We start from the raw sequence: 1,423 nt of genomic DNA, 5'->3' as shown, positions 1-1,423 counted from the left end.
TGAAGTGACCCCGAAAAGTTGGACAAGTTATCTACTATATATTTTGATAAAGAGTTCGGTACTGCACCGGACTCTTTCCATTTAATCTGATTTTAATTCTTTTATTGTTATAATAGTCTATATATTCTTCTAACGCATCTATGAACTCTTTAGCAGATTCAAAGGTTTGAGCATATAGAAGTTCCGATTTCATAATCCCGAAGAAATTTTCAGCCATAGCATTGTCCAGGCAGTTCCCTTTTCGAGACATGCTCTGAAGTATTCCGCGATCTTCCAACGCCTTCCGATATCTGTAGTGTTGATATTGCCATCCTTGGTCAGAATGAAAGATAAGGCCGTTTGTGTTTTGTACCTTATCAAATGCTTTATCTAACATTTCATTTATCATTTGCATATTGGGGCTTTTTGAGATGCTATAAGAAATGATTTCTCCATTAAACATATCAAGTATTGGAGACAAGTATATCTTCTCATCTTTGATGTTTATTTGCGTAACATCAGTAGCCCATTTTTGATTAGGCGAGCTTACTTTAAAATCTCTCTCAAGCAAATTTGGAGCTATTCTGCCAATTTCTCCTTTGTAAGAGCGATAGCGAACCTTCCTTATCTTACATTTCAAATCCAGTATACCCATTAGCTTTTGTACTGTCTTGTGATTTATCTTATAACCTAAGTTTCGCATTTCAGCAGTTATCCGCCGATAGCCATATCGACCTTTGTGCAAATGATATATACGTTTAATTTCTTCTTTTTCGCATTTGTATTTATCTTCAATAATTAATCGTTTGCGGTGATAATAAAATACAGAACGAGCCATCTGCTTGCAATCCAATAGAGTTGCAACATTATGTTCAAGCCTTAGTCCTTCGATGGCTTCCACCCACTCATGCGTTCGCGGGCTTCTCTTTCCTCGACTAAGGCTCTGACTTTTTTTAATAGTGCCAATTCTGCTTTCAGACGAGCGTTCTCTGCTTGCAGCTTATCTAATTCTGAAACAGGTTCTTTTTTCTTTGATCGTCCCATATCCTTTAGTGGTCGTCCTCTGTATACCGATTGGGATAAAACTCCATTACTATAAAGTTTTATCCATTTTCTTAATTGTGCCCGGCTAACGCCATAGCGCAATGCAATATCAGACAAAGGTAGACCTTTATCCAAAAACAACAAGGCTGCTTCTCGTTTTATTTCGTACGTTGCTTTTACATTACCTTGTTTCTGTAAACCGGATTCACCATATAATTCGTACTTGCGTAACCATTCGCGGACCATTTTCCGATCTAAGTTATATTCACAGGCTAATCGCCCAAGAGGAATACCATGCTGAATTTTCGTTACAATGTTTAGTTTCTCTTCAAAACTGTGATGTCTATACATAAAAAATGCACCCCTAAAGTTTTATGTCTAACTTTTGGGGTGCACTTCA

2 protein-coding genes are annotated in these 1,423 nt (G+C 37.2%); both read right to left on the bottom strand.

Annotated elements, in window-relative coordinates; all coding sequences use genetic code 11:
- Positions 1–34: 34 nt before the first annotated feature.
- Complete coding sequence (locus M1P97_RS26170) at positions 35–880, bottom strand: IS3 family transposase (RefSeq protein WP_249390618.1); 846 nt, start codon at positions 878–880, stop codon at positions 35–37.
- The gene (locus M1P97_RS26165) at positions 859–1,374 is read right to left on the bottom strand and encodes a helix-turn-helix domain-containing protein (protein WP_249390617.1); all 516 of its coding nucleotides are present in this window, start codon (positions 1,372–1,374) and stop codon (positions 859–861) included. The genes M1P97_RS26170 and M1P97_RS26165 overlap by 22 nt, the downstream gene beginning before the upstream one ends.
- Between the last annotated feature and the right edge of the window lie 49 nt (positions 1,375–1,423).

The sequence above is a fragment of the Parabacteroides leei genome (assembly GCF_023369805.1).
Lineage (GTDB): Bacteria > Bacteroidota > Bacteroidia > Bacteroidales > Tannerellaceae > Parabacteroides > Parabacteroides leei.
Note: the sequence above shows the minus strand (reverse complement) of the source record. Positions and strands in the feature narration are given on the sequence as shown.

What these genes read in the sequence shown, in the direction of transcription:
- M1P97_RS26165 (WP_249390617.1), bottom strand. Translation starts at nt 1,374, where the DNA reads ATGTATAGACATCACAGTTTTGAAGAGAAACTAAACATTGTAACGAAA.